The sequence below is a fragment of the Pseudomonas sp. YuFO8 genome (assembly GCF_035065025.1).
GTDB lineage: Bacteria > Pseudomonadota > Gammaproteobacteria > Pseudomonadales > Pseudomonadaceae > Aquipseudomonas > Aquipseudomonas putida_AE.
In genome coordinates this window covers 90,718-113,172 of sequence record NZ_JAXDEQ010000014.1, presented here as the reverse complement: position 1 = coordinate 113,172, position 22,455 = coordinate 90,718, and the positions used below count along the sequence as shown (strand labels likewise).

Sequence of the window (22,455 nt, the reverse complement as noted above, 5' to 3'; positions counted from 1 at the left end):
AATGTGTCGGGCGACTGGCCTCTTCGCGAGCAAGCCCGCTCCCACAGGTTCTGTCGCGAACACATAATCGCAGGCAAGCTCAACCACTGTGGGAGCGGGCTTGCTCGCGAAGAGGCCGGTACAGCCAACGCTGAAGCAGGGTGACTACCCCGATCGCCACATTTACGTGCAACTCTCTCAAACCAATTTCCCGCATCGCCCGATTTTGGTGCTGTACTGCCTCCTGTAACGGGAGAAAGCGCCAGCACTGCGCGATGGCATAAGTCTTGCGCGCTTTCCAATACGCTTAGGGCTCGCAGGAGGCACGCCGTGTCGATTCATGTCGCATTGCATCACGTCACACATTATCGCTATGACCGCGCTGTCGAGCTGGGTCCGCAGATTGTTCGCCTGCGTCCGGCCGCCCACAGTCGCACGCGGATACTCTCCTATGCGCTGAAAGTCTCGCCCGAACAGCATTTCATCAACTGGCAGCAGGACCCCCAGGGTAATTACCTGGCGCGGTTGGTGTTCCCTGAGAAAACCGACGAGCTGCGCATCGAAGTCGATCTGCTGGCGGAAATGGCGGTGTTCAATCCGTTCGACTTTTTCCTCGAGCCCTACGCCGAAAAGATCCCATTCGCCTACGCAAGCGACGAGCGCAAGGAATTGGCCCCGTACCTGGAAACCCTGCCCCTGACGCCAAAGTTCCAGGCTTATCTGGACGGCATCGACCGCACACCATTGCCGGCCGTGGATTTCCTCGTCGCGCTCAACCAGCGCCTGAGCGAAGACATCAACTACCTGATCCGCATGGAGCCGGGGGTGCAAACGCCCGAGCACACCCTGGAGCAGGCTTCCGGCTCCTGCCGCGATTCGGCATGGCTGCTGGTACAGCTGCTGCGCAACCTGGGGCTGGCCGCGCGTTTTGTGTCGGGTTACCTCATTCAACTGACCGCTGACCTGAAAAGCCTCGATGGCCCTTCCGGGACCGAAGTGGATTTCACCGACCTGCACGCCTGGTGCGAGGTGTATCTGCCCGGTGCCGGCTGGATCGGCCTGGATGCGACCTCGGGGCTGTTTGCCGGTGAAGGACACATACCATTGGCCTGTAGTCCCGATCCGTCCTCTGCGGCACCGATCAGCGGCTTGGTGGAACCGTGCGAGTGCGAATTCAGCCACGAAATGTCGGTGGAACGGATCTGGGAAGCTCCGCGGGTCACCAAGCCTTACACCGAAGAGCAGTGGCAGGCGATCCAGGCCCTTGGCCGGCAGATCGACGCCGACCTGTTGGCGGGCGATGTGCGCCTGACCATGGGCGGTGAGCCGACGTTCGTGTCCATCGATGACCCGGACGGCGCCGAGTGGAACACCGCGGCACTGGGGCCGACCAAGCGCCAGCTGTCCGCCGAACTGTTCCAGCGCATGCGTAAACGTTATGCCCCGCAAGGCCTGGTGCATTTCGGCCAGGGCAAATGGTACCCCGGCGAGCAACTGCCACGCTGGTCGCTCAATTGCTATTGGCGCCGCGACGGTGTGCCGATCTGGCACAACAGCGCGCTGATCGCCGACGAGCAGCAGGATTACGGCGCCAATGGCGAAGTGGCCGGGCGTTTCCTGGCGAGTGTCGCCGAGCGGTTGAAAATTCCGACACGTTTTGTGTTCCCTGCGTACGAAGACAATTTCTATTACCTCTGGCGCGAAGGCACTTTGCCGCAGAACGTCAGCGCCGAAGACTCGCGACTCGAGGAGCCCCTGGAGCGCGCGCGGTTGCGCAAAGTCTTCAGCCAGGGCCTGGACAAGGTGATTGGCCAGGTCCTGCCGCTCGCGCGCACCGCCAAGGGCGATCAATGGCAAAGCGGGCGCTGGTATCTGCGTGACGAGCACTGCCGCCTGGTGCCGGGCGACTCGCCGCTGGGGTATCGCCTGCCACTGGGCTCACAACCGTGGGTGAAGGCGGCGGAGTATCCGTTCATTCACCCCAACGATCCGAACCAGGATTTCCCGCCGCTGCCTGACACCGGGCAACTGCAGCGCCAGGGCACGGCGGCGCTGATTGAAGATCGGCCACCGAAGATCGATGAGTCCGCCGACTGGCTGACCCGCACCGCGTTCTGCGCCGAAGCGCGGGAAGGCCGGTTGTACCTGTTCCTGCCGCCGCTGGAGCGGGTCGAAGACTATCTGGAACTCGTCGCAGCCATCGAAGCCACCGCCGAGGAGCTGCATTGCCCGGTGTTGCTGGAAGGTTACGAGCCGCCGAGCGATCCGCGCCTGAGCAACTTTCGCATCACCCCTGATCCGGGCGTGATCGAAGTCAACGTGCAGCCTTCGGCGACCTGGGACGAACTGGTTGAACGCACCGAGTTTCTATATGAGGAAGCGCGCCAGACCCGACTCACCACCGAGAAATTCATGATCGACGGCCGGCATACCGGCACCGGTGGGGGCAACCACTTCGTACTGGGTGGCGCGACTCCGGCTGACTCACCGTTTTTGCGGCGTCCGGATTTGCTGCGCAGCCTGATCAGCTACTGGCATAACCATCCGTCGCTGTCCTACCTGTTTTCCGGGCTGTTCATCGGGCCCACCTCCCAGGCCCCGCGTATCGACGAAGCACGCAACGACGCCTTGTATGAACTGGAAATTGCCTTCGCCCAGATGCCCGAGGTGGGCGAGGAGTGCGCGCCCTGGCTGGTGGATCGATTGCTGCGCAACCTGTTGATCGACGTGACCGGCAATACCCATCGCGCCGAGTTCTGCATCGACAAACTTTATTCGCCGGATGGCGCGACCGGTCGCCTGGGCTTGCTGGAGTTGCGGGCCTTTGAAATGCCGCCCCATGCACGCATGAGCCTGGCCCAGCAGCTATTGCTGCGGGCGTTGGTCGCACGGTTCTGGCGCGAGCCTTATGCGCCGCCGAAACTGGCGCGCTGGGGCACGGAGCTGCACGACCGATTCCTGTTGCCGCACTTTATCGAACAGGATTTCGCCGATGTTATCGTCGACCTCAATGCCGCCGGTTATCCGGTGCGGGCAGAGTGGTTTGCGGCGCACCTGCAATTCCGCTTTCCCAAGGTCGGCGACTACGCCGTCAATGGCATCGAGCTGGAACTGCGCCAGGCCCTTGAGCCGTGGCATGTGCTGGGCGAGGAGGGCGCGGTCGGTGGCACGGTGCGTTACGTGGACTCGTCCCTGGAGCGCCTGCAGGTCAAGCTCAGCGGACTGCCGCCGCAACGCTACCTGCTGACCTGCAACGGCATACCTGTGCCGTTGCAGCCCACCGGGCGGGTTGGCGAGTTCGTCGCCGGGGTGCGCTTTCGTGCCTGGCAACCGGCCAACTGTCTGCAGCCGACCATCCCGGTCCATGCGCCGCTGGTGTTCGACCTGCTCGACACCTGGATGGGCCGTTCGCTGGGCGGTTGCCAGTACCACGTCGCCCATCCGGGCGGGCGCAATTACGAGACCTTGCCCGTCAACGCCAATGAAGCCGAGAGTCGGCGAATGGCGCGTTTTTTCCGTATCGGACACACGCCGGGGAAACTTCCGATACCGAATATGGAAATTAACGACGAGCTGCCGATGACACTCGATTTGCGACGTTTCTAATTCGTACGCGACGCCCGGATTTTTCGTCTATCCGGGTGTCATGAGCGTGCGTTAGTCTGACCGTTCATTGCTGTCTGCCGAGCTTTCCATGCCTGACCTGCTAGACCGCTACCCGCTGACGGCGGGCACCTATCACGAATTGCTCGACGACAGCGGGGCCGTACGGCCGCACTGGCGTCGGCTGTTCGACCAGTTGCAGCGCAGCACGCCCGCGCAGTTGGTGCAGCGTCAGGCGCTGCTGGCCCGGCAGATCCAGGAAAACGGCGTCACCTATAATGTCTATGCCGATCCCAAGGGCGCCGATCGACCCTGGGAGCTGGACTTGCTGCCCCATGTGATTGCCGCCGATGAGTGGGAGCAATTGTCCGCCGGCATCGCCCAGCGTGCGCGCCTGCTCAATGCCGTGCTGGCCGATCTCTATGGCCCGCAACGCTTGATCGCCGAGGGTCTGCTGCCGGCCGAGCTGGTCTTTGGCCACAACAATTTCCTCTGGCCCTGTCAGGGCATCCAGCCGCCTGACGGCGCCTTTTTACATCTGTACGCCGTGGATCTGGCGCGTACGCCCGATGGCCGCTGGTGGGTAACGGCGGACCGCACTCAGGCGCCGTCCGGAGCTGGCTACGCCCTGGAAAACCGCACTATCGTGTCCCGGGCCTTCCCCGAGTTGTACCGTGACCTGAAGGTGCAGCACCTGGCCGGATTTTTCCGCACCCTTCAGGAGACCCTGGCCCGCCAGGCGCCCAGCGATGAAGAGGCGCCCCTGGTGGTCCTGCTGACGCCGGGGCGTTTCAACGAAAGCTATTTCGAACACCTGTACCTGGCGCGGCAGCTCGGCTATCCGCTGGTGGAGGGCGGCGACCTGACGGTGCGTGATGCCACGGTCTACCTGAAGACCCTGAGCGGCCTGCGTCGGGTTCACGCGATCATGCGTCGGCTCGACGACGACTTCTGCGACCCGCTGGAATTGCGCACCGACTCCGCCCTGGGCGTACCAGGGCTGCTTGAGGCCGTGCGGCAGGGGCGGGTGCTGGTGGCCAACGCCCTCGGCAGCGGGGTGCTGGAATCGCCGGGCTTGCTGGGTTTCCTGCCGAAGATCAATCAATTCCTGTTTGGCGAAGAGCTGATCCTGCCGTCCATCGCCACCTGGTGGTGCGGTGAAGCGCCTGTGCTGGCCCAGGCCCTGGAAAAACTGCCGGAACTGCTGATAAAGCCAGCATTTCCGTCCCAGAGCTTTGCACCGGTGTTTGGTAGGGATTTGAGTGAATTACAGCGCGATGAGCTCGCCGAGCGCATGCAGGCGCGCCCTTATGCCTATGTTGCGCAAGAACTTGCCCAGCTGTCCCAGGCGCCTGTCTGGCAGGCCGAGGATGGGCAATTGCAACCCCGGGCCATCGGCATGCGTGTGTATGCGGTGGCCAGTCACGAAGGTTATCGGGTGTTGCCAGGTGGTTTAACCCGTGTGGCCGCCGAGGCGGATGCCGAAGTGGTGTCGATGCAGCGGGGCGGTGCAAGCAAAGACACCTGGGTGCTGGGGAATCGCCCACCCAGCGGCGAACAGTGGAAAACCCAACGCAACATCGGCGTGCATGATCTGGTGCGTCGCGATCCGTATCTGCCCTCACGGGTCGTGGAAAACCTGTTCTGGTTCGGCCGCTACTGCGAACGCTGCGATGACAGTGCACGGTTGCTGCGCATCATGCTGGCGCGGTATGTCGACGGCGATGACCCACAGGCCCTGGACGCCGCGGTTGATCTTGGCGAGCGACTGAACCTGCTACCCGATGAAGGTGAACTGCCCGAACGGTTGCTGGCCGCGATACTCGGCGCTGACTGGCCGTTCAGCCTGCGTTCCAACCTGCAGCGTTTGCAATGGGCGGCCTCGCAGGTGCGGGGCAAGCTCTCGCGGGAAAACTGGCAGGCGCTGGTGGAGTTGCAACGCGAAGCGATGGAACTCGAGACCGAGGAGCCGGACTTCGGTGAGCTGCTGGACTTCCTCAACCGGCTGGTGATGTCCCTGGCGGCACTGTCCGGTTTTGCCCTGGACGACATGACCCGGGACGAGGGCTGGCGATTCCTGATGATCGGCCGGCGCATCGAGCGCCTGCAGTTTCTCAGTGGCAGCCTGGCGGCGTTCCTGCGAGGCGCCGGGGCTTTCGATCAGGCGGGGCTGGAATGGTTGCTGGAGCTGGGCAACAGCAGCATCACCTATCGTTCGAGGTACCTCGCGGTGGCGCAATTGATCCCGGTGCTCGACCTGTTGTTGCTCGATGAGCAAAACCCGCATGCGGTACTGTTCCAGTTGAAATTGGTGACCCGCACGCTCAAGCACCTGTGCGACGATTTTGGTACCCCTCGCGAGGCGGGCCTGGCGCAGTTGGTGGAGCGTCTGGCGCGTTTCGACCTGGCCTGCCTGGAGAACCCGTTGTTTGGCGCCACCAGCGTGCGCGCCGCCATCGAAGGGCTGGCCGATCTGCTGCAAGAAATCGCCGATGCCAGCGGGCAGGTTTCGGATCGCCTGGCCTTGCGTCACTTTGCCCACGTTGATGATGTCAGCCAGCGCACGGTGTCCGTCTGATGAGCGCTCGCTACCAGATTTTCCACGATACCCATTATCACTACGACAGCCCGGTGTCCCTGGCCCAGCAGCTGGCGCATCTGTGGCCCAGGCCTTGTGCGTGGCAGCATTGCTCCGATCAGCAACTGCAGATCAGCCCGGACCCGACGTCGCGCCGCGATGAACTGGATGTGTTCGGCAATCCGCTGACCCGCCTGGCGTTCGAACGTCCCCATGATGAACTGCTGGTCAACGCCAGCCTGACGATCGAAGTGCTGCCCCGCCCCGTGGTCGACTTCAATCGGTCTCCAGCGTGGGAAGCCACCCGCAGCGCGCTGACCTACAGCAGCCAGCCGCTTGCGCCCGAAATGCTCGAAGCCTGCCGTTACCGGTTCGAATCCCCTTATGTGCATCTGAAGCGCAACTTCGTCGAGTTTTCCGAGAGCTGCTTTCCGGCAGGAAGGCCGCTGTTGCTCGGCGTCCAGGCCTTGATGGAGAAAATCTTCAGCGAGTTTACTTTCGATGCCGAAGCGACGCAGGTCGCGACACCTTTGGTGGAAGTGCTGGAACGCCGGCGTGGGGTGTGCCAGGACTTCGCGCACCTGATGCTCGCTTGCGTGCGCTCCCGTGGATTGGCCGCGCGTTATATCAGCGGCTACCTGCTGACCCAGCCACCACCCGGCCAACCGCGATTGATCGGTGCCGATGCTTCCCATGCCTGGGTGTCGGTGTATTGCCCGGTGTCGGGATGGGTGGATTTCGATCCGACCAACAATGTACAACCGGCGCTGGAGCACATCACCCTGGCCTGGGGCCGGGATTTCTCCGATGTGTCGCCGTTGCGTGGGGTCATTCTGGGGGGCGGCAACCATGATCCGGAAGTCCGCGTCACAGTGATGCCATTGTAGGAGCGGGGGTCAGCAGCAAAGCTGCCAACCCCGGTCACAGATCCGTGGGCCTGATCAGATCATCCGGCCCGGAGGGACTCAGGCGTCTGGCGCCTGATCTTTCGGTGCGTCAACATCGTCATCTGCCGCAACTTCACCGTCAGGGTTCAGTGCCGCTTCGTCAGCCATTGCTTTCTTGCGCTGAAGTTTTTCCTCTTTCTTCTGTTCCTTGGCCAGGTCTCTCTGACGTTTGGCGAAGGAGTAATTGGGTTTGGCCATGGGCGATCCTCTGGGGTCGAAGGTGAGGTTTGAGCGGCGCGTATTCTGCCCTGTATCGGTGCCAAGTCGTTAGTCGGGTTTTTGCTCGACCCACTTGGGCGGTACAGTCGGCTGCCAGCGATCGAGGGCGTCGAGCAGCGTCTGCGGCGATTCGCTCACCTGCAGCATGTCACGGTGTGCTGCGCGAACGAAGCCTTCGCCGACGATGTGATCGAGAAAACCGGTGAGTTTGCTGTAGAAACCATTCACTTCCAGCAAACCCAGCGGTTTGCCGTGGTAGCCCAATTGGCCCCAGGTCCAGACTTCGAACAATTCTTCCAGGGTGCCCAGGCCGCCGGGCAGAGCGATGAAGGCATCGCTGAGTTCGGCCATCCGCGCCTTGCGCGCATGCATACCGTCGACCACTTCCAGGCGGGTCAGGCCGCTGTGGCCGATTTCCTTGTCCTTGAGACTCTGCGGGATGATGCCGATCACTTCGCCGCCGGCCGCCAATGCCGCGTCGGCAACAATGCCCATCAGCCCCACGGCGCCACCGCCGTAGACCAGGGTCAGCTTGCGTTCGGCCAGTGCCTGGCCGAGGGCCACGGCTGCTTCACGATAAGCCGGGTTGGTGCCAGTGCTGGCGCCGCAGAAAACACAAACGGATGCTAGAGACATGCTTTACTCCAGGGTCGATCAGGGCCACAGAGTAAAGGCAGGCGCGCTGCGCTCCAAGGGCTAAACTTCGCGCCTGGGCGTTTCGCAGGTTCCGCTGGCACCGCAGGCATAGGCGGCGAGCAAGCTGCACAACAGGCTGTTGATGGACATGACAGACGCTCCGAAAAATGAGGACGGTCTGATGATAGGGCCGGGGCAGACGCCTGGCTGGTAGATTGTCTCGATCGGTCTCATAGCCCGAAAGTTGTATACAATTTTTGCTTCAGGTCATAGGAACTTGCGAAGTTTTCAGGCAGTCTTCTGTTCATTCGCATTTTTCATTCACCCTGCCTTGGAGATTCACCATGTTTGCCAAACTTGTTGCGGTATCCCTGCTGACACTGGCCAGCAGCCAATTGATGGCTGCCGAGTGCGAGACCACCATTGATTCCACCGATCAAATGTCCTTCAGCACCAAGGCCATGGAAATCGACAAGAGCTGCAAGACCTTTACCGTCAAGCTGACTCACTCCGGCAACCTGCCGAAGAACGTCATGGGCCATAACTGGGTGTTGAGCAAAGAAGCCGACATGCAGCCGATCGCCACCGACGGCCTGAGCGCGGGCATCGACAAGAACTACCTGAAGGAAGGTGACGCGCGCGTTATCGCCCACACCAAGGTCATCGGCGCCAAGGAAACCGATTCTGTGACCTTCGATGTGTCGAAGCTCGATGCCAATGAAAAATACGGTTTCTTCTGCTCGTTCCCAGGCCACATCTCGATGATGAAAGGTACGGTTACCCTGAAGTAATCGAAATGCGTACAAAAAAAGCGTCCACCTGGGACGCTTTTTTTGTACTTGTAGGAGCTGCCGAAGGCTGCGATCTTTTGATCTTGCTCTTGAACAAAGTCAAAAGATCGCAGCCTCGTTTCACTCGACAGCTCCTACAGGTGTCGGCAGCTTACGGCGCAAACGGCATCACCCGCTTGTGATGGGTCTTGTTGTACGTATTGACGATGATCTTGAACGCTTCCTCACGCACCGGCTCACCGTGCAGGAAGGCGTCAATCTCGGCATAGGTCACGCCATGGGACGCTTCATCTGGTTTGCCCGGTGACAGGTCTTCGAGGTCGGCCGTCGGGATTTTCTCCACCAGCGATTCCGGCGCACCGAAGCTGCGGGCGATGGCGCGGACCTGGTTTTTCACCAGGCCGCTCAAAGGTGCCAGGTCGCAGGCACCGTCACCGAATTTGGTGAAGAAACCCATCACCGCTTCCGCCGCGTGGTCGGTGCCGATCACCAGGCCATGGGCTGCGCCAGCGATGGTGTACTGGGCGACCATGCGCATGCGCGCCTTGGTGTTGCCGAGCACGAAATCCACCGACACCGCGTGCTTGCCTTCGAACGCCGCGACTTCGTTGGCCAGGGATTTGACTGCCGGGCCGATGTTCACCGTGTGGCGCTCGTCCGGTTTGATGAAGTCCACCGAGGCCTGGGCGTCATGTTCATCGAACTGGGTTTCGTACGGCAGGCGCACGGCGATGAACTTGTAACTGTCGTCACCGCTACGCTCGCGCAGTTCACGCATGGCGCGCTGGGCCAACAGGCCGGCGGTCAGGGAGTCGACACCGCCACTGATGCCCAGCACCAGGGTCTTGAGCCCGGAATTGACCAGGCAATCCTGGATGAAGGTAATCCGCCTTGCGACTTCCGCTTCGAGGGCGGCTTCGTCGGCGAACGGCGGTTGTACCTTGAGCTGTTCAGCAATCTCACGCTGTACGGCTTGCATGAATTCACTCCTTGCTAGAGGGGGCAGGAACTTGGAAAACGTGTCGCAAATAGGCGACGAAATTCGGGTCTTTGCAGTGAGTCTTGCCGGGCTCGTCGGAGATTTTTGCCACCGGCGCGCCGTTGCAGGCGGTCATTTTAAGCACGATGCTCATGGGTTCGACACCTGGAATGTCACAGGTCAGGTTGGTGCCGATGCCGAAGCTGACATTGATACGACCCCGCAGCGCGCGGAATATTTCCAGTGCCCTGGGCAGCGTCAGGCTGTCGGAGAAGGTCAGGGTCTTGCTCATCGGGTCGATGCCGAGCCTGTGGTAGTGCGCAATGGCCTTTTCCGCCCAGAGCACCGGATCACCGGAATCGTGGCGCAAACCGTCGAAGAGCTTGGCGAAAAACAGGTCGAAGTCGCCGAGGAAGGCATCGAGGGTAATGCAGTCGGTCAGGGCGATCCCCAGCAGGCCGCGGTATTCGCGGACCCAGCAATCGAGGGCGGCAATCTGGCTGTCGATCAGCCGCGGGCCGAGTTGCTGGTGGGCCATGATCCATTCGTGGGCCATTGTGCCCAGCGGCTTCATGTCCAGCTCCCGGGACAGGTGCACGTTGCTGGTGCCGACGAAACGCCCGGGGAAGTCGTGCTTGAGCACGTTCACAACCTCTTCCTGCACCCGGTACGAAAAGCGCCGGCGCGTGCCGAAGTCGGCTACCTGAAACTCGGACAATTCGTCGCCGCTGGCGTTGGCGGTCAGCCAGTCGAACTTGCGATAGAGCTGCTCGCGGGCCTGCTCCAGGACGATTTCCCGATAGCGATAGCGGTTACGCACTTCGCTGACGATCGCCAATATCGGCACTTCGAAGAGGATCACATGCAACCACGGACCACGCAGGCGGATGAACAGTTCACCGTTTTCGATACCGGTGTGGAGGTAGCGCAGGTTGAAGCGAAACAGCCCGAGAAAACGCAGGAAATCCGGCTTGAGGAAGCTGATGCGCTCCAGAAAACCCAATTGGTCGGCGCTCAGGCTCAGTTCGGCCAGCCGTTCGATCTGGAAACGGATCTCCGCCAGATAGGGGCGCAAATCCTCGCTGTTACGGCAACGAAACTCCCATTCGACTTCTACGTTCGGGTAGTTGTGCAGCACCGCCTGCATCATCGTCAGTTTGTAGAAGTCGGTGTCGAGCAGGTTCTGCACGATGCGATCGGCAAACACACTCTCGCTCATAACGGGGGGTTCTCCACATGGAATAAGGCTAGTGGCGCATAACGATGATAGGGATTGCCAGTAATTTTTTAGTCTGCATCGGATCCCAGTGGGAGCGAGCTTGCTCGCGATAGCGGACTGACAGTCAATTAAAGTGTTGAATGTAATGACGTCATCGCGAGCGAGCTCGCTCCCACAGGGATGGCGTGCAACGCTAAATTTCCGGGCTATCAACCTGCTCCAGCATCCACTTCACGAAATCGCGCACCTTGGGCACTTCCGCCGAGTGTTCCGGGTACGCCAGGTAATAGGCGTCGGTGCTGGGCATTGCATGCTGCCAGGGAATGACCAGTTTGCCGTCGGCCAGTTCCTCTTCCACCAGGAACCTTGGCAGCAGCGCCACCCCGCAGCCGACCTGCGCCGCGCGGATGCACATGTAGAAAGTTTCAAAACGCGGGCCGTGGTAGCTGTGTTCAGTGTGGTAGCCCTGGCTGTCGAACCAGTCGTGCCAGGCCTGGGGGCGGGAGGCGTTTTGCAGCAGGACCAGGTCGGTGAGTTGCGTCGGGTCGGTGAACGGCGTGTCGGGCAGGCTGCCTGGCGCACACACGGGCACCAGCTCTTCGCTGAACAGTTTCAGGCATTCTGTACCGGGGCGTGAACCCTGGCCGAAGTAGAACGCCAGGTCGCTGCGCCCTTGCAGCAGATCGTCGGCTTCCTGTTCGTTGCACAGGTCCAGGTGGATCGACGGATGACGCAGGCGCCAACCCTTGAGGCGAGGCACCAGCCAGCGAGCGCCGAAGGTCGAGGGTGTGGAGACGCGCAGGACTTCGGTTTCACCGCCGTAGGAACGCAGGTAATGGGTCGACATCTCAACCTGGGTGAGGATTTTTCGTACTTCCACCAGGTACAGATCACCGGCTGGCGTCATTTGCAGGCGTCGGCGAACCCGGCGAAACAGCAGGTGCTGCAACAGCTCTTCCAGTTGCGCCACCTGTTTACTGACGGCGCTCTGGGTCAGGTTCAGCTCTTCCGCGGCCCGGGTGAAGCTCAGGTGGCGGGTCACGGCCTCGAAACACTGCAGCGCAGCGATCGAGGGCAAATAGCGTTTGTTCAGCATGGGCGATCCTTTTTGCTTGTCTCTTTATTGCCAGCAATGCACAGCATGAATAAACGGAATGATATCTCTCTTAATGGTCGTTTGTTGAGTAACCTCGGGAGCGCTAAAACTACAGGTCTGATCAGTCGTGATTCGGCGGCTGCACACGTTCCGTTTTTTGCTTGAGGAGTGACCCATGGTTGCCGCATTGCTTGATCGTCTTGGTGTAAATCCGGCCCTGTACCAGAACGGCAAGGTGCCGGTGCATTCACCGATCGATGGCAGCACCCTTGCCACCGTCAACTGGGAAGGTGCCGCTGAAGTCGAGCAGCACATCAGTCGTGCAGATCATGCATTCGAACTGTGGCGCAAGGTGCCGGCACCGCGTCGCGGCGAGCTGGTGCGTCAACTGGGTGACATCCTGCGCGAATACAAGGCCGATCTCGGCGAGCTGGTGTCCTGGGAAGCGGGCAAGATCACCCAGGAAGGCCTGGGTGAAGTTCAGGAAATGATCGACATCTGCGACTTCGCCGTCGGCCTGTCCCGTCAACTGTACGGCTTGACCATCGCCTCCGAGCGTCCTGGCCACCACATGCGTGAAACCTGGCACCCGCTGGGCGTCGTCGGCGTGATCAGCGCCTTCAACTTCCCGGTTGCGGTCTGGGCTTGGAACGCTGCCCTGGCGCTGGTTTGCGGCAACCCGGTGATCTGGAAACCGTCGGAAAAGACTCCGCTGACCGCACTGGCCTGCCAGGCGCTGTTCGACCGCGTGCTGAAGAACTTCAGCGATGCGCCGGCGGGTCTGAGCCAGGTCATCATTGGCGGCCGCGATGCCGGCGAAGCCCTGGTCGATGACCCGCGTGTCGCACTGGTCAGCGCCACCGGCAGCACCCGCATGGGCCGTGAAGTGGCGCCGAAAATCGCTGCGCGTTTCGCTCGCAGCATCCTCGAATTGGGCGGCAACAACGCGATGATCCTCGGCCCAAGCGCCGATCTGGACATGGCCGTACGTGCGATTCTGTTCAGCGCCGTCGGCACTGCCGGCCAGCGCTGCACCACGCTGCGTCGCCTGATCGCTCACGAGTCGGTGAAAGAAGAAATCGTCACCCGCCTCAAGGCCGCCTACTCCAAGGTGCGCATCGGCCATCCGCTGGAAGGCAACCTGATCGGTCCGCTGATCGACAAGCAAAGCTTCGACAACATGCAGGACGCGCTGGAGCAGGCCCTGAGCGAAGGCGGCCGGGTGTTCGGCGGCAAGCGTCAGCTGGAAGACAAATTCCCCAATGCCTACTACGTTTCGCCGGCCATCGTCGAAATGCCGGAGCAGAGCGATGTGGTCTGCCATGAAACCTTCGCACCGATCCTGTACGTGGTCGGCTACAGCGATTTCAACGAAGCCCTTCGCTTGAACAACGCCGTGCCGCAAGGCCTGTCGTCGTGCATCTTCACCACCGACGTGCGTGAAGCCGAGCAGTTCATGTCGGCAGTGGGCAGTGACTGCGGCATCGCCAACGTCAACATCGGCCCGAGCGGGGCGGAAATCGGTGGTGCCTTTGGTGGCGAGAAAGAGACCGGTGGTGGTCGTGAGTCCGGTTCGGATGCATGGCGCGGGTACATGCGCCGTCAGACCAATACCGTGAACTACTCGCTGGAGTTGCCGTTGGCGCAGGGTATTACGTTTGACTGAATCTCGAGTCAAACAATGATCCCCTGTGGGAGCGGGCTTGCTCGCGAATGCAATCTGTCAGTCGACATTATTGGTGGCTGACATACCGCTTTCGCGAGCAAGCCCGCTCCCACACTGATTTGTGTGTTGGTTAGGTTTCTGTTGGAGTCTGGCAATGCCGTTACGCGAAGAGTGTCTGTGGGAAAAATTGACGCCACAAAGGCCCGACAATACGGCGCTCAAGGGTGAAGTGAAAGTCGATGTCTGCGTCATAGGCGCCGGTTTTACCGGGCTGTCGGCGGCGGTGCATCTGCTGGAACAGGGCAAGACAGTGTGTGTGCTCGAAGCCCATCGCGCCGGGCATGGCGGCTCGGGGCGCAACGTCGGGCTGGTCAATGCCGGCATGTGGATTCCACCGGACGAGATCGAAGCCGGGTTTGGCGAGGCGGTGGGCAGCCAGCTCAACCGCATGCTCGGTGCAGCACCGTCCCTGGTGTTCAGCCTTGTGGACAAATACAACATCGATTGCCAATTGCGCCGCGAAGGCACGCTGCACATGGCGCACAACGCCCGTGGCGAAGCTGACTTGCGCAGTCGTGAAGAACAATGGAAACGCCGTGGCGCGCCCGTCGAGCTGCTGACGGGGCAAGCTTGCGAGCAAGCGACGGGCACCAAAAAAATTGCCGCGGCATTGCTCGATCGCCGTGCCGGCACGCTTAACCCAATGGCCTACACAACGGGATTGGCCAAGGCGGCCATCGGCCTGGGCGGTCAGTTGTTCGATCATTCCCCGGTCACCCGCCTCGAACGCCAGGGACAGCGCTGGTCGGTGCAAACCGCGCAGGGTTCCGTCCTGGCCGAACAGGTGGTGATCGCTTCCAACGCCTACACCGAAGGCGACTGGACCGAGTTGCGGCGCAATTTCTTCCCCGGTTATTACTATCAGGTGGCCTCGGTGCCTCTGACCGAAGACGCCGCGCAACAAATCCTGCCCGGTGGCCAGGGGTCCTGGGACACCCGCCAGGTGCTCAGCAGTATCCGCCGGGACAAAGACGGGCGCCTGCTGCTCGGCAGTCTCGGCAATGGCAACCAGAAGCCGGCCTGGTTTCTCAAGGCCTGGGCCGATCGGGTGCAGCAGCATTACTTCCCCTACCTCAAACCGGTGGAATGGGAGTGCACCTGGACCGGTTGCATCGCCTTCACCCCCGATCATCTGATGCGCCTGTTCGAACCGGCGCCCGGTTTAGTGGCAGTCACCGGTTACAACGGCAGGGGTGTGACCACGGGGACGGTGGTCGGCAAGGCCTTTGCCGATTACTTGTGTAACGGAAATCCTCAAGCGCTACCGATTCCCTTCGCGCCCATGCAGCCATTGGCCGGGGTGGGGTTGCGCAGCTGTCTGTACGAGGCGGGATTTTCGCTGTATCACGCGGGCCAGTGCTTGCGGATCGTGATCTGAATGTTGATTTTTGTAGTCGAAAGCGGCGCTTTTTCGATCAGCAGCTAGCCTGTAATGGTGCGGGTTGTAGCAGTCCCGCACCGGTAGTGTGCACTTCGGTGACGCACGTTGTTACAGGCTGGTTGCACGTCGTTTAGTGCCGCGGTTGCAATGATGGCGCAGGCGGGTTGCGCCTCAAAAAAATAATGGTTTTACCTTCCGCGGTTTAGACGGTTGCACGCCCAATGAAAATGGGCCCGAGACAGTCGAAATAATAATAAAGCAGCGACTTTTTTCAGAATAAAAAACCGATGGCACGGCCCTTGCTCTGAGCAGTCAGTGAAGTCGCAGTGCCAATTAAAAAAACCATGGAGCACCACCTCATGTCCCAGACGTTTTACAAGAAAGGTTTTCTGGCCCTCGCAGTGGCAGCTGCGTTGGGTGTTTCTGCGTTTGCTCAGGCCGACATCAAGATCGGCGTAGCGGGACCCATGACGGGCGCCAACGCGGCATTTGGCGAGCAGTACATGAAGGGTGCACAGGCAGCAGCCGATGCGGTGAACGCAGCGGGCGGCGTCAACGGGGAAAAAATCGTACTGGTCAAGGGCGATGACGCCTGCGAACCGAAACAGGCTGTGACGGTCGCCAAAGACCTGACCAACCAGAAAGTCGCCGGCGTGGTCGGTCACTTCTGCTCCTCCTCGACCATCCCGGCTTCCGAGATCTACGACGAAGCAGGCATCATCGCAATCACTCCAGGTTCCACCAACCCACAGGTAACCGAACGCGGCCTGAGCTCCATGTTCCGCATGTGCGGTCGTGACGACCAGCAAGGCATCGTGGCCGGCGACTACATCGTCGACGTGCTCAAGGGCAAGAAGGTTGTCGTGCTGCACGACAAGGACACCTACGGCCAAGGCCTGGCTGATGCCACCAAGGCCCAGCTGGTCAAGCGCGGTGTAACGCCAGTGCTGTACGAAGGCCTGACCCGTGGCGAGAAAGACTTCAGCACCATCGTGACCAAGATCCGCGGTGCCGGCGCCGACGTCGTCTACTTCGGTGGCCTGCACCCGGAAGCCGGTCCTCTGGTTCGCCAACTGCGTGAACAAGGCCTGAAAGACGTCAAGTTCATGTCCGACGACGGCATCGTGACCGACGAGCTGGTGACCACCGCTGGCGGTCCGCAATTCGTCGACGGCGTGCTGATGACCTTCGGTGCCGACCCACGCCTGCTGCCAGACAGCAAGACCGTGGTAGACGCCTTCCGCAAGGCCGGTACCGAGCCTGAAGGCTACACCCTGTACGCCTACGCTTCGGTCCAGACCCTCGCGGCGGCCTTCAACGGCGCCAAGTCCAACAAGGGCGAAGAAGCGGCTGCGTGGCTGAAGAAGAACACGGTCAAGACCGTCATGGGCGATAAGACCTGGGACAGCAAGGGCGACCTGAAAGTCTCCGACTACGTGGTTTACCAGTGGGACAAGGATGGCAAATACCACCAGCTGGAAAAACAGAAGTAAGGGCTGACCCGATCAGCTGAACCCCACTGATCCTTTGTAGGAGCGGGCTTGCCCGCGAATGCGCCCGTTCAGTCGACATCAATGTTGGCTGGAACACCGCTTTCGCTGCGATGCGGCGACCCGACAAGCCAGCTCCTACAGGGGGACGTGGTGTCCAGCCTGATCGTGATTGACATTGCTCCGACGTAAATCTGTATTTTCCTTAGAAGAACCGCACAGCCACATGTGCAGGTTCTCATTGCGTGAGATTGCGTTATGGATGGTATTTTCCTGCAGCAACTGGTCAACGGCCTCACCCTCGGGTCGGTCTATGGCCTGATCGCCATCGGCTACACAATGGTCTATGGCATCATCGGCATGATCAACTTCGCCCACGGCGAGGTTTACATGATTTCCGCTTACCTCGCGGCAATCAGTCTGGCTCTGCTGGCATACTTCGGGATTGAATCCTTCCCTCTGCTGATGCTCGGCACACTGATCTTCACCATCGTCGTCACGGCGGTGTATGGCTGGGTCATCGAGCGCGTCGCCTACAAACCCCTGCGTAACTCCACCCGACTGGCACCGCTGATCAGCGCCATCGGTATCTCGCTGATCCTGCAAAACTATGCGCAGATCGCCCAGGGCGCCAAGCAACAGGGCGTTCCCACGTTGCTCACGGGGGCCTGGCGTGTCGAGGTCGGCACAGGTTTTGTGCAGTTGACCTACACCAAGGTGTTCATTCTGGTCGCCGCGTTTGTCGGGATGGCCGCGCTGACCTACATCATCAAGTACACCAAGCTCGGCCGCATGTGCCGTGCAACCCAGCAAGACCGCAAGATGGCTTCGATCCTGGGGATCAACACCGACCGGGTGATTTCCTATGTGTTCATCATCGGTGCAGCGATGGCGGCCCTGGCCGGCGTGCTGATCACCATGAACTACGGCACGTTCGACTTCTATGCCGGCTTCATCATCGGCATCAAGGCGTTCACCGCCGCGGTGCTCGGCGGCATCGGCTCACTGCCAGGCGCCATGTTGGGCGGGATCATCCTCGGGATTTCCGAGTCGCTGTTCTCGGGCCTGGTGAACTCGGACTACAAAGACGTTTTCAGTTTCTCGCTGCTGGTTCTCGTTCTGGTCTTTCGGCCCCAAGGCCTGCTCGGCCGTCCTCTTGTGTCGAAGGTGTAAGCGATGTCCTCAACCACTAAAAAAACCATTGATCTCAAAAAAAGTCTGGTTGACGCGATTCTTGCCGGCCTGATCGCCCTGATCGTGTTCGGGCCGATTGTCGGGGTTGTCCTCGATGGCTATGGCTTCAATCTGGAAACCAGCCGCGTGGCGTGGATTGTCGCCATCGTCATGGCCGGTCGTTTTGCCTTGAGCATGTTCCTGCAAACCCCCAAGGGCTTGAGCATCCTCGAAGGTTTTGAAAGCACCGGCTCTGGGGTGCATGTACTGGCACCCGACTACAAGTCGCGGTTGCGCTGGATCATCCCGCTGATGATCGTCCTCGCCGTGGTGTTCCCGTTTTTCTCCAACTCCTACCTGCTGGGCGTGGTCATCCTCGGGCTGATCTACGTGCTGCTGGGCCTGGGGCTGAACATCGTAGTCGGCCTGGCCGGCCTGCTCGACCTGGGTTACGTGGCGTTCTACGCCATCGGTGCCTACGGCCTGGCGCTCGGTTATCAGTACCTGGGGTTGGGCTTCTGGACGGTGCTGCCGCTGGCGGCGATCGCCGCCGGGCTGGCTGGTTGCATCCTCGGTTTCCCGGTACTGCGCCTGCACGGTGACTACCTGGCGATCGTGACCCTGGGTTTTGGTGAAATCATCCGGTTGATCCTCAACAACTGGCTGTCCCTGACCGGCGGCCCGAACGGCATGCCGGCACCCCTGCCGACCTTCTTCGGCCTGGAATTCGGCAAGCGCGCGAAGGATGGCGGCGTGCCGTTCCATGAGTTCTTCGGCATCGCCTACAACCCGGACGTGAAGTACTACTTCATCTACGCAGTGTTGTTCCTGGTGGTTCTGGCCGTGCTGTACATCAAGCATCGCCTGGTCAAGATGCCGGTTGGTCGCGCCTGGGAAGCCCTGCGTGAAGACGAAATCGCCTGCCGCTCCATGGGCCTGAACCACGTGCTGGTCAAGCTCTCGGCCTTCACCATCGGCGCATCGACGGCGGGCCTGGCCGGCGTGTTCTTCGCCACCTACCAGGGCTTCGTCAACCCGACCTCGTTCACCTTCTTCGAATCGGCCCTGATCCTCGCCATCGTGGTCCTCGGCGGCATGGGTTCGACCATAGGCGTGGTCATTGCGGCCTTCGTCCTGACCGTGGCTCCGGAACTGCTGCGTGGCTTCGCCGAATACCGCGTGCTGCTGTTCGGCATCCTGATGGTGTTGATGATGATCTGGAGACCGCGTGGCCTGATTCGGATCAGCCGTACCGGTGTGACCCCGCGTAAAGGAGTAGCGCCATGAGCGAAGTCGTACTCTCCGTAGAGAAGCTGATGATGCACTTCGGCGGCATCAAGGCGTTGAATGATGTGAGCCTGAAGGTCAAGCGCAACTCGATCTTCGCCCTGATCGGCCCCAACGGTGCCGGCAAGACCACGGTGTTCAACTGTCTGACCGGGTTCTACAAGGCCTCGGGCGGCAAGATCGAACTCAATGTGCGCGGGCAGCAGACCAACGTCATCAAGTTGCTCGGCGAATCGTTCAAGCCGACCGATTTCGTCTCGCCAAAAAACTTCATCACCCGGCTGCGCTACAAAATGTTCGGCGGCACCCACCTGGTGAACCGGGCGGGCCTGGCGCGGACGTTCCAGAACATTCGCCTGTTCAAGGAAATGTCGGTGCTGGAAAACCTGCTGGTGGCCCAGCACATGTGGGTCAACCGCAACATGCTGGCCGGCATCCTCAATACCAAGGGCTACCGCAAGGCCGAAAGCGATGCGCTGGACCACGCCTTCTACTGGCTGGAAGTGGTAGACCTGGTGGACTGCGCCAACCGCCTGGCCGGTGAACTGTCCTACGGCCAGCAACGCCGCCTGGAAATCGCCCGGGCCATGTGCACCCGTCCGCAGATCATCTGCCTCGACGAACCGGCCGCCGGCCTCAACCCTCAGGAAACCGAAGCGCTGAGCGCGATGATCCGGCTGCTGCGCGACGAGCACGATCTGACCGTGGTGCTGATCGAACACGACATGGGCATGGTAATGAGTATTTCCGACCACATCGTGGTACTGGACCACGGCGTCGTCATCGCCGAGGGCGGCCCCGACGACATCCGCAACGACCCGAAAGTGATTGCCGCCTACCTGGGCGCCGATGAAGAGGAAGTGGTATGAGCCAACCCATCCTCGAACTCAAGGACCTGGATGTGTTCTACGGGCCGATCCAGGCCCTGAAGAACGTTTCGCTGCACATCAACGAAGGGGAAACCGTCAGCCTGATCGGCTCCAACGGTGCCGGCAAGTCGACCCTGCTGATGTCGATCTTCGGTCAGCCGCGGGCGGCGGACGGGCAGATCCTCTACCAGGGCGTGGACATCACCCACAAATCATCGCACTACATCGCCTCCAACGGCATCGCACAGTCGCCGGAAGGGCGGCGGGTGTTCCCCGACATGACCGTCGAGGAAAACCTGCTGATGGGCACCATCCCTATCGGTGACAAGTACGCCAAGGAAGACATGCAGCGCATGTTCCAGCTGTTCCCGCGGCTCGAAGAGCGGCGCACCCAGCGTGCGATGACCATGTCCGGTGGCGAGCAGCAGATGCTGGCCATCGCCCGGGCCCTGATGAGCCGGCCGAAATTGCTCTTGCTCGATGAGCCGAGCCTCGGGCTGGCACCCATCGTGGTCAAGCAGATCTTCGCGACCCTGCGGGAACTGGCCAAGACCGGCATGACCATTTTCCTGGTCGAGCAGAACGCCAACCATGCGCTGCGGCTGTCGGACCGGGCCTATGTGATGGTCAATGGCGAGATTCGCATGACCGGTACCGGCAAGGAGCTGTTGGTCAATGAGGATGTGCGTAACGCGTATCTCGGCGGGCACTAGGCCTTAGCGTCCAATAAAAACGCCCTGACGAAACCAGGGCGTTTTTTTTCGCCCGCGCAAATTCTGTAGGAGCTGTCTCGTGCAACGAGGCTGCGATCTTTTGATCTTGTTTTTAAAGATCAAGATCAAAAGATCGCAGCCTTCGGCAGCTCCTACAAGAGCGGCGGTGTGAGGTAAAGGGAAATTGTGGAAAACAAAATTGAGGACCTCCGAAAGCGCGACATAAAGCCGCTGCAAATAGTTGTTTTGTCACGGTTTTGACTTGTCCCCGTTTGCTGTGGAACTGGCTGTGAATAACGTGGGAGTAGCTGTCTGAACGCCTTTGAATACGTGGCCTGCAGCGCTATGGTTGTTTTTTGACCAGGCATTTTTTCTGGCCTTCAAGGCGGCTTTGTCAACCTTTTTCTTGGTGAGGAAAGTGTGGTCCAATCCAGTGAGCAAGCCTGTGGATAAGTCTGTGGTTAAACTCTGGAAAGACTCGGCTGAGGGCCGTGGTTACTGGCTTGGAGCCACCGCGGGCTTGACCGCCCGGTCGGGAAATTGACCCCTGGCTGCACAGCAGGCCAATGTGGGTCAAGCAAAAAAGTTTCAAATCAGCCCGCAAAGCCTTGTGGATAGCGGCTTTCAGCTTTTCCACTTGCCCCCAGAGACTGTGGACCGGCTTGTGGATAACGTGCGCGCACATGTCTGCAGGCCACGGCCGGCAAGGCGTTGCAAGCTTTGCTCGTTTTTTGTACAGATAGCACGCAGGTTGCCGCTGTGCGCAAGGCCGGGCATGCTGCCTGCTGATTTTCTATTCCAATGGCTGCCGATCAGCCGTAGCAAGGAGAACACCATGTCCAACACCCTGTTTATCACCGGCGCGACTTCCGGTTTTGGTGAAGCCTGTGCCCGACGTTTTGCCGAAGCCGGCTGGAAACTGGTGCTGACGGGGCGTCGTGAAGAGCGCCTCAACGCCCTGTGCGCCGAGTTGTCGAAGCAGACCGAGGTGCATGGCCTGGTGCTCGATGTGCGCGACCGCAAGGCCATGGAGGAAGCCATTGCCAACCTGCCGCCGTCCTTCGCCAAGCTGCGCGGACTTATCAACAACGCAGGCCTGGCCCTGGGTGTCGACCCGGCGCCCAAGTGCGACCTGGACGATTGGGACACCATGGTCGATACCAACATCAAAGGCCTGATGTACAGCACGCGTCTGCTGCTGCCGCGCCTGATCGCCCATGGCCGTGGCGCCGGCATCGTCAACCTGGGATCCATCGCCGGCAACTACCCTTACCCGGGCAGCCATGTGTATGGCGCGAGCAAGGCGTTCGTCAAACAGTTCTCCCTGAACCTGCGCTGCGACCTTCAGGGAACCGGCGTGCGGGTCAGCAACATCGAACCGGGGCTGTGTGAGAGCGAGTTCTCCCTGGTGCGTTTCGCCGGTGACCAGGAGCGTTATAACGCCACCTACGCCGGTGCCGAGCCGATCCAGCCGCAAGACATTGCCGACACCATTTTCTGGGTCCTCAATGCCCCGGCGCATATCAACATCAACAGCCTGGAGCTGATGCCGGTGAGCCAGACCTGGGCCGGGTTTGCGATTGATCGCAGTGGTGGCAAGGCGTAAGACCGCGTTATGGCCAATCGCGAGCAAGCTCGCTCCCACAGGTATTGCGCCTAACCCTGTGGGAGCGGGCTTGCTCGCGAAGGGGGCGGAACAGACAGCGCCGGACATCAGCTAGACTCCTCATCCAACACCCCGCCGCACCCTGCGGCTCAAAGGTTCGAGG

At 60.7% G+C, this 22,455-nt stretch carries 17 protein-coding genes; 12 read left to right on the top strand and 5 right to left on the bottom strand.

The window, feature by feature from the left end:
* Positions 1-309: 309 nt before the first annotated feature.
* The 3 genes from SOP95_RS14950 (at position 310) to SOP95_RS14940 (ending at position 7,047) form a co-directional block, all read left to right on the top strand.
* Complete coding sequence (locus tag SOP95_RS14950) at positions 310-3,585, top strand: transglutaminase family protein (protein WP_323607457.1); 3,276 nt, start codon at positions 310-312, stop codon at positions 3,583-3,585.
* An 88-nt stretch (positions 3,586-3,673) separates the two neighbouring features.
* Positions 3,674-6,160 (top strand): circularly permuted type 2 ATP-grasp protein, encoded by a 2,487-nt coding sequence (locus tag SOP95_RS14945; protein WP_323607456.1) that lies wholly within the window; start codon positions 3,674-3,676, stop codon positions 6,158-6,160.
* Positions 6,160-7,047, top strand: a complete 888-nt coding sequence (locus SOP95_RS14940) for a transglutaminase family protein (protein WP_323607455.1) — start codon at positions 6,160-6,162, stop codon at positions 7,045-7,047. Before SOP95_RS14945 ends, SOP95_RS14940 begins: the two co-directional genes overlap by 1 nt.
* 78 nt (positions 7,048-7,125) lie before the next feature.
* On the opposite strand, the gene SOP95_RS14935 is transcribed toward SOP95_RS14940, so the two are convergent.
* Entirely contained in the window at positions 7,126-7,305 is a 180-nt protein-coding gene (locus SOP95_RS14935; RefSeq protein ID WP_046819824.1) for a hypothetical protein, read from the bottom strand.
* Between the two features lie 69 nt (positions 7,306-7,374).
* Positions 7,375-7,962, bottom strand: coding sequence for a TIGR00730 family Rossman fold protein (locus tag SOP95_RS14930; RefSeq protein ID WP_274076811.1), 588 nt, complete (start codon positions 7,960-7,962; stop codon positions 7,375-7,377).
* A 344-nt stretch (positions 7,963-8,306) separates the two neighbouring features.
* On the opposite strand from SOP95_RS14930, the gene azu reads away from it, so the two are divergent.
* On the top strand, positions 8,307-8,753 hold the full coding sequence (gene azu, locus SOP95_RS14925; RefSeq protein WP_274076812.1) for an azurin: 447 nt from the start codon (positions 8,307-8,309) through the stop codon (positions 8,751-8,753).
* A gap of 151 nt (positions 8,754-8,904) precedes the next feature.
* On the opposite strand, the gene nadE is transcribed toward azu, so the two are convergent.
* The 3 genes from nadE to SOP95_RS14910 form a co-directional block, all read right to left on the bottom strand.
* Positions 8,905-9,732 carry an ammonia-dependent NAD(+) synthetase gene (gene nadE / locus SOP95_RS14920; RefSeq protein WP_323607454.1) on the bottom strand — a complete coding sequence of 276 codons (828 nt, stop codon included), beginning with the start codon at positions 9,730-9,732 and terminating at the stop codon, positions 8,905-8,907.
* A gap of 4 nt (positions 9,733-9,736) precedes the next feature.
* Positions 9,737-10,951, bottom strand: a complete 1,215-nt coding sequence (pncB, locus tag SOP95_RS14915) for a nicotinate phosphoribosyltransferase (protein WP_323607451.1) — start codon at positions 10,949-10,951, stop codon at positions 9,737-9,739.
* Between the two features lie 193 nt (positions 10,952-11,144).
* Complete coding sequence (locus SOP95_RS14910) at positions 11,145-12,047, bottom strand: LysR family transcriptional regulator (RefSeq protein WP_274076815.1); 903 nt, start codon at positions 12,045-12,047, stop codon at positions 11,145-11,147.
* A gap of 175 nt (positions 12,048-12,222) precedes the next feature.
* Here SOP95_RS14910 and amaB point away from each other — a divergent pair, with 175 nt between their 5' ends.
* From amaB to SOP95_RS14870, 8 genes are all read left to right on the top strand, one after another.
* Entirely contained in the window at positions 12,223-13,713 is a 1,491-nt protein-coding gene (gene amaB / locus SOP95_RS14905) for an L-piperidine-6-carboxylate dehydrogenase (protein ID WP_274076816.1), read from the top strand.
* 154 nt (positions 13,714-13,867) lie between these two features.
* The gene (amaA, locus tag SOP95_RS14900; protein ID WP_274076817.1) at positions 13,868-15,151 is read left to right on the top strand and encodes an L-pipecolate oxidase; all 1,284 of its coding nucleotides are present in this window, start codon (positions 13,868-13,870) and stop codon (positions 15,149-15,151) included.
* 362 nt (positions 15,152-15,513) lie between these two features.
* Entirely contained in the window at positions 15,514-16,647 is a 1,134-nt protein-coding gene (locus tag SOP95_RS14895; RefSeq protein WP_323607449.1) for a branched-chain amino acid ABC transporter substrate-binding protein, read from the top strand.
* A 255-nt stretch (positions 16,648-16,902) separates the two neighbouring features.
* Positions 16,903-17,817 carry an ABC transporter permease subunit gene (locus SOP95_RS14890; protein WP_046819754.1) on the top strand — a complete coding sequence of 305 codons (915 nt, stop codon included), beginning with the start codon at positions 16,903-16,905 and terminating at the stop codon, positions 17,815-17,817.
* Between the two features lie 3 nt (positions 17,818-17,820).
* Positions 17,821-19,104 (top strand): high-affinity branched-chain amino acid ABC transporter permease LivM, encoded by a 1,284-nt coding sequence (livM, locus tag SOP95_RS14885; protein ID WP_274076819.1) that lies wholly within the window; start codon positions 17,821-17,823, stop codon positions 19,102-19,104.
* Positions 19,101-19,973 carry an ABC transporter ATP-binding protein gene (locus SOP95_RS14880; protein ID WP_323607448.1) on the top strand — a complete coding sequence of 291 codons (873 nt, stop codon included), beginning with the start codon at positions 19,101-19,103 and terminating at the stop codon, positions 19,971-19,973. The genes livM and SOP95_RS14880 overlap by 4 nt, the downstream gene beginning before the upstream one ends.
* Entirely contained in the window at positions 19,970-20,686 is a 717-nt protein-coding gene (locus SOP95_RS14875) for an ABC transporter ATP-binding protein (RefSeq protein ID WP_274076821.1), read from the top strand. The genes SOP95_RS14880 and SOP95_RS14875 overlap by 4 nt, the downstream gene beginning before the upstream one ends.
* A gap of 835 nt (positions 20,687-21,521) precedes the next feature.
* Positions 21,522-22,292, top strand: coding sequence for an SDR family oxidoreductase (locus SOP95_RS14870; RefSeq protein WP_274076822.1), 771 nt, complete (start codon positions 21,522-21,524; stop codon positions 22,290-22,292).
* The last annotated feature ends 163 nt before the right edge of the window (positions 22,293-22,455 follow it).